The sequence below is a fragment of the Rhodobaculum claviforme genome (assembly GCF_016653255.1).
Taxonomy (GTDB): domain Bacteria; phylum Pseudomonadota; class Alphaproteobacteria; order Rhodobacterales; family Rhodobacteraceae; genus Rhodobaculum; species Rhodobaculum claviforme.
Genome location: NZ_NHSD01000302.1, coordinates 1 through 5,388 on the forward strand (window position 1 = coordinate 1; position 5,388 = coordinate 5,388).

General features: G+C 69.1%; 6 protein-coding genes. 3 read left to right on the forward strand and 3 right to left on the reverse strand.

Going from position 1 to position 5,388, the window contains the following annotated elements:
* Window positions 1–373: amidase family protein (locus tag CCR87_RS13960; RefSeq protein ID WP_242512024.1), on the reverse strand; the 373-nt coding region annotated here is incomplete at its 3' end.
* A 273-nt stretch (window positions 374–646) separates the two neighbouring features.
* Here CCR87_RS13960 and dctP point away from each other — a divergent pair.
* From dctP to CCR87_RS13975, 3 genes are read left to right on the forward strand one after another with little or no spacing between them, the layout of a single operon-like run.
* On the forward strand, window positions 647–1,657 hold the full coding sequence (dctP, locus tag CCR87_RS13965; RefSeq protein ID WP_201158151.1) for a TRAP transporter substrate-binding protein DctP: 1,011 nt from the start codon (window positions 647–649) through the stop codon (window positions 1,655–1,657).
* 4 nt (window positions 1,658–1,661) lie between these two features.
* Window positions 1,662–2,201 carry a TRAP transporter small permease gene (locus CCR87_RS13970; RefSeq protein ID WP_207186648.1) on the forward strand — a complete coding sequence of 180 codons (540 nt, stop codon included), beginning with the start codon at window positions 1,662–1,664 and terminating at the stop codon, window positions 2,199–2,201.
* 10 nt (window positions 2,202–2,211) lie between these two features.
* Complete coding sequence (locus CCR87_RS13975; RefSeq protein ID WP_201158153.1) at window positions 2,212–3,516, forward strand: TRAP transporter large permease; 1,305 nt, start codon at window positions 2,212–2,214, stop codon at window positions 3,514–3,516.
* A 109-nt stretch (window positions 3,517–3,625) separates the two neighbouring features.
* Here CCR87_RS13975 and CCR87_RS13980 read toward each other — a convergent pair whose 3' ends face one another.
* Window positions 3,626–4,240, reverse strand: coding sequence for an ATP-binding domain-containing protein (locus tag CCR87_RS13980; protein ID WP_242512025.1), 615 nt, complete (start codon window positions 4,238–4,240; stop codon window positions 3,626–3,628).
* A gap of 182 nt (window positions 4,241–4,422) precedes the next feature.
* Window positions 4,423–5,247, reverse strand: coding sequence for an efflux RND transporter periplasmic adaptor subunit (locus tag CCR87_RS13985; protein WP_201158154.1), 825 nt, complete (start codon window positions 5,245–5,247; stop codon window positions 4,423–4,425).
* Window positions 5,248–5,388 lie beyond the last annotated feature (141 nt).

Sequence of the window (5,388 nt, forward strand, 5' to 3'; positions counted from 1 at the left end):
CCCCCGAGCCGCTGCTGGACCCGCCCGGGGTCCGGGTCAGGTCATGCGGGTTGCGGCAATCGGTCGGGTCGATGAAGGCGAACTCGGTGGTGACGGTCTTGCCCAGGATGTCCGCCCCGGCGGCCCGCAGCGCAGCCACCACCGCAGCATCCGCATGCGCCGGCCCGGCCCCGTCACAGGCGCCGCTGCCGTTCCGCGTGGGCAGGCCCGCGACGTCCAGCACGTCCTTCACGCCCGTGGAAACACCCGAGAGCGGGCCTTCGACTGCGTCCGGGCGAGCGAATGCCGCCTCGTCGAGGGTGGTGAAGGCGCGAATGCGGGGCTCCCACTCGGCAATCCTGCGTCGCGCCGTCTCCATTCGCGGTGCAGCCATGTCCTTGCTCCTGATTCGCTGGGGTCATCGGCCCGCAGACTGCCCCAGCCGTCGTAATTGAACACTTACTTAAGGGGGGCAAGGGGACGCCATACATTTTTGGTCGGCCGATTGGGCAAGGGGGGCAGAGGTTTGCTCAAAGAGGCAGCGAAGATGAGATCGGGGCCTGTGCCAAGGTGATAATGCGTAGGAGGGCAGGGGCAGCACAGGTAATCAAACGCTTACTTACAGCGCGGGAGCCTCTCGACCCCGCCGGCTTGAAAGGACCAGAGCATGACCTCGTTCACCGCACGACTGTCGACCACCTTCGGCCGGACCATCGCGGCAGGCGCGACGGCGCTGGCGCTGGTGACGGCACCCCTCGCGTCTGAGGCGTCCAACCTGCGCCTGCTGTCGAGCTTCGACAGCACCCAGCGCCCGACCTATGCCGTTCTCGAGCGTTATCTGCAGAACCTCGACGCCATTGGGGGCGTCAGCATCACCGTGTTCGGTCCGGAATCGGTGCCGATCTTCGAGCAGCTGCAACCCGTCTCGAGCGGTGCCTTCGACATGCTCTACACCCATCCGGTGTTCCACGCCGGCGAGGGCGGCCTCGCGCTGGCCGCGGACGCGATCCAGGTCGACCCGGTCGCCCGCCGCGAGAGCGGCGTCTGGGACGCCATCGACGCCTTCTATCAGGCGCGTCACAACCTGAAGCTGCTCGCGCTCATGTCGGTGAGCATGGAGGGCTACCACCTCTTCACCAAGGAGCCGCTGGGTCCGAACGGCGATCTGGCGGGCCGCAAGGTGCGCGGCACGCCCACCTATTTCGGGGTGATCGAGGCGCTGGGGGCCGAGCCGGTGGTGCTTCCGGGGTCGGAGATCTACTCGGCGCTGCAGACCGGCATCGTCGACGGCGCCGGCTGGCCCGCCGCGGGCATGCTCAGCATGCGCCACTACGAGGTCGCCTCGTACAGGCTGCGCCCCACCTTCGGCGCAGCGACCCAGCCGGTGTTCATCAACCTCGACGCCTGGGCGCGGCTCGACGCAGATGCGCAGGCCGCGCTGCTGGAGGCGGGGCGGATCACCGAGCTGGAAATGCCCTGGGTGGGCAACGCCATTCAGGCCGAGGAGGATGCAAGGCTCGACGAACTGGGGGTCGGCATCCAGCAGCTGTCTCCGGAAATGGCGGCAAGGGTGCAGAGTGCCTTCATCGACAGCATCTGGGCCCTCGCGGACGACTGCTGCGGAGATGCCGCCGGCGCCTTGCGCGAATTGGCCGTGACGGCTGGCCTGACCGAGTAGCACCATGTCGATCATGGAGCAGCAGGCAGACGACAACGCTGGAGAAGGGCTGGGGCGGCGCATCGCGCGCCGCCTCGGCCGGCTGCACGACGGGCTGACCGAGGTCGGTGTCGGGCTCGCCATGGCCGCGCTGGCGCTGATCGTGCTGGCCTATGCCTGGGAGGTGGTCGCGCGCTATTTCCTTGGCGCGCCCACGCGCTGGTCGGCCGATCTGGTCGGCTATCTTTTGTTGTTCCTGACCTTCATGGCGCTGCCCAAGGTCACGGCCTCGGGCGGGCATGTGGCGGTGACGGTGCTGCTGGAGCGGCTGTCGCCGCGGGCGCAGCTCTGGGCCGGGCGGGTCATCGCGCTGCTCGGCGCCGTGGTCTGCCTTTTCCTGATGAAGATCTGCCTCGACGAGACGCTGCGCCAGGTCGAGCGCAACATCCGCATGATGGCCGCGCATCCGGTGCCCAAGGCATGGATCTCGGTCTGGATCGTCTATGGGTTTGCCGGCTCGGCGCTGCATTTCCTGCGGCTCGCCGTGACGACACGAGAAGGGTGAGGGGACCGCCATGGCCGGACCACTGGTGTTGATCGGGGCCGCGGGCCTGCTGCTGGGGCTGTTCGTGGCGGGGGTGCCCGTCTTCCTGGCCTTCCTCGCGCTGAACACCGCGGGGGTTGCGCTGTTCATGGGGCCGCAGGCCTTCGGGATGGTGGCGAACTCCATCTTCACGACGGCGACCACCGGGACGCTCACCGCCATCGCGCTGTTCGTGCTGATGGGCGAGATCCTGTTCCGCTCGGGCGCGGCCGAGGTGCTGTTCGACGCGGTCGACCGGCTGGTGGGGCGGATGCGCGGGCGCCAGTTCGTGCTGGCGGGGGTTCTGTCCACCGTGTTCGGCGCGTTGTCGGGCTCGAACATGGCGGTGGCGGCGCTGATGGCCCGCACGATCTTTCCGGGCATGGAGCGTCGCGGCTATGATCGAAACCTGTCCATCGGCATGATCCTGGGCGGGGCCAGCCTTGCGCCCGTGATCCCCCCCAGCGTGCTGGTGATCATCATCGCCACGCTGGCCAAGGTCTCGGTGGCCGGTCTGCTGGTGGCTGGGGTGCTGCCGGGGCTGCTGCTGGGGGCGGCCTTCGTCGGCTATGCGCTCCTGCGCGTGCGGTTGAATCCCGATCTCGCCCCGCCGCCCGAGACCCCGGCAAAGGGCACGGCGGCGCCCGTGGGCCGGGCGCTCTTGCATTGCGTGCCCTTTGCGGGGCTCATCGTGCTGGTGGTGGGCCTGATCCTGTTCGGGATCGCCACGCCGTCCGAAAGCGCCGCGGCGGGAGTGCTGGGCGCGCTGGCGATTGCCGCCATGTTCCGCCGGGCAAGCCTGGAGATGCTCGTCGGCGCACTTCGCAGCGCGGTGCTGCTGACGGCAATGATCCTGATCATCATGGCGTCGTCGACGCTGTTCAGCCAGCTCCTTGCCATCAGCGGCGCCTCGGCGCAGATCACCCGCTTCGTGTCGGATCTGGGCTGGCCGCCCGTTGCGATGCTGCTCGCGATGATGGCGCTGGTGTTCGTGTTCTGCCTCTTCATCGACCAGGTTGCGGTGATGCTGGTGATCATCCCGATCTACGCGCCGCTGGTCGCGCTGCTCGGTTTCGACCCCATGTGGTTCTGGCTGCTGATGCTTCTGAATGTCACCGTGGGGGGCATCACCCCGCCTTTCGGCTATGCCATGTTCGCCTTCCGCGGAGCCGCGCCACAGGTGCCGATGGCTGCCCTCTTCGCTGCCGCCTGGCCGTTCGTGGGGCTGTTCCTCCTCGTCATGCTGATTGTCGGCCTGGTGCCCGGGCTTGCGACCTGGCTGCCGAGCCTGCTGTGATGGGCGCGCGTTCGCGGCCGTCCGCGTGCCGCATGGCAGCTCCGCGCTTCTCTCAGGCTTGCGGCGTTCCGTCACCCATCGGGTGGTGAACCCGCGATGGTGTCCATCGTCAGATGGATTGACTTCGGACGGGTGCCAGCCGGTCCCCCGGCCTTGACCAGCGCCGCCGCCCCGAGACGTTCTTCACCGCGATCGCCGCGGCCTTCTTCTGGCCGGCCAGGACGACCAGCGCCTTGCCGCGGATGACGCCGGTGTGGATCAGGTTGCGCTGCAGCTTGGCGAAGTGCCTGGTCATCACCGGGATCACCACGGCGGGATGCTCGGATCCCTGGCTCTTGTGGATCGTGGCGGCATGGGCCGGCACCAGCGTGCCGCGCTCGCCGAAGGCGAAGGGGACCGTGCGCCCGTCGAGATCGACGGCAGCCGCGCCTTCGCCTTCGTCGACGACCGTGATCATGCCGATATCGCCGTTGTGGACGTCCTTGTCGCAGTCGTTCCCGATCTGCATGACCTTGTGGCCCGGGACGACGGTCCCGCCAAAGCGCTCGATGCGCAGCGGCAGCACCTCCGAGCGCAGGCGCTTCGGGGGGGCGGGATGCCAGCCCCATACCCCCATCTGGTGCTTCGGCCGGGCCAGCGACGCGCGCAGGATCATCGCGGATTCCGAAAACAGCTCGGGCATCAAGCCTCCCCCGCGCCATTCCTGCAGGATCGCGCAGGGCAACTGGTCGCCTCCGCGACGAAGGCCTGCACCGGCTTTCTCGCGCGCGCCGCGCGGAGGGCATCGGCCGGGTCGAACAGCCGCCGCTGACGGCTGCCCGTGGCGCAGGCGTTTCCACACGGCCCGGGCCGGGGGCTGCCGGTGGTGGCCCGCGTTCCCCTTCCGGGGCGGGGAAGGCGCCGGGGTCAGCCGCCGTCGGGTGCGGTGAAGTCGACCTCGCACCGCAGGCCGGCGGGAAGGAGGAGATCGGCGTTCTCCAGCCGCATGACCAGGCCGAAGGTGGCGGTGGCCGCGTCGAACACCCGGTCGATGATGGTGATGGTGGCGGGCCAGGCGCCGCCGAATGGCGCCTCTGGCCGGATGGTGACCTCGCGGCCGACCTCCAGCTCGGCATAATGGGCGATGGGGGCGAAGGCCTCCACCCGCAGCACGTCGAGCCGGGCGATGGTGACCAGGTGGCCCTGCTGCGGATCGCGGAATTCCCCGGGGCTGATGAGCCGTTCGGTGACCACACCCGCGATCGGCGCGCGCAACGTCTTCTGCGCCAGCAGCGCGCGGCTCTGGTCGGCCTCGATCCCGGCGAGCGTGCGGGCAAGATGCGCCTCGTCCAGTTCCAGCCGCGCCACGGCGCGTTCGAGGCGCGATTCCTGCACCGTCGCCTCGGGTACCGCGTCGCGGGTGGCCAGGCGCTCGTTGCGGTCGAGCTGCGCCTCGAGGAAGGCCACGCGCGCCTCCAGCGAGTGGATCCGCGAAGGGTTTGCCGCCCGGGCCTCGGCCAGGGCGAGGGCGATGTCCTCCAGTGTGGAATCGAGGCGGGCGACCACGGTGCCGGCGGTGACGATGTCGCCACGCTCCACCGGGACCTCGGCCACGATGCCCGCGACGGGCGTGGCAAGGCGCACCGTATCCTCGGGCTGGATGAGGCAACTGACCGGCGTCAGGGCCGCCGCGCCGCCCGCCGCGAGGGCCCACCCGGCCGCCAGGGCCAGCGTGCGCGCCTTGGCTGTCAAGCCGGAAAAAGGATCATGCATGTGGCCGGTTTCCTGCCTGCCAAGTAGCCTTGCGGTCACAGTTTCGTTTGATGTGAGCTTAACGGTTTGTTAATCTCGACGCCAGAGGACGCCGCATGTCGCGGCAAGGACAGTGAACCC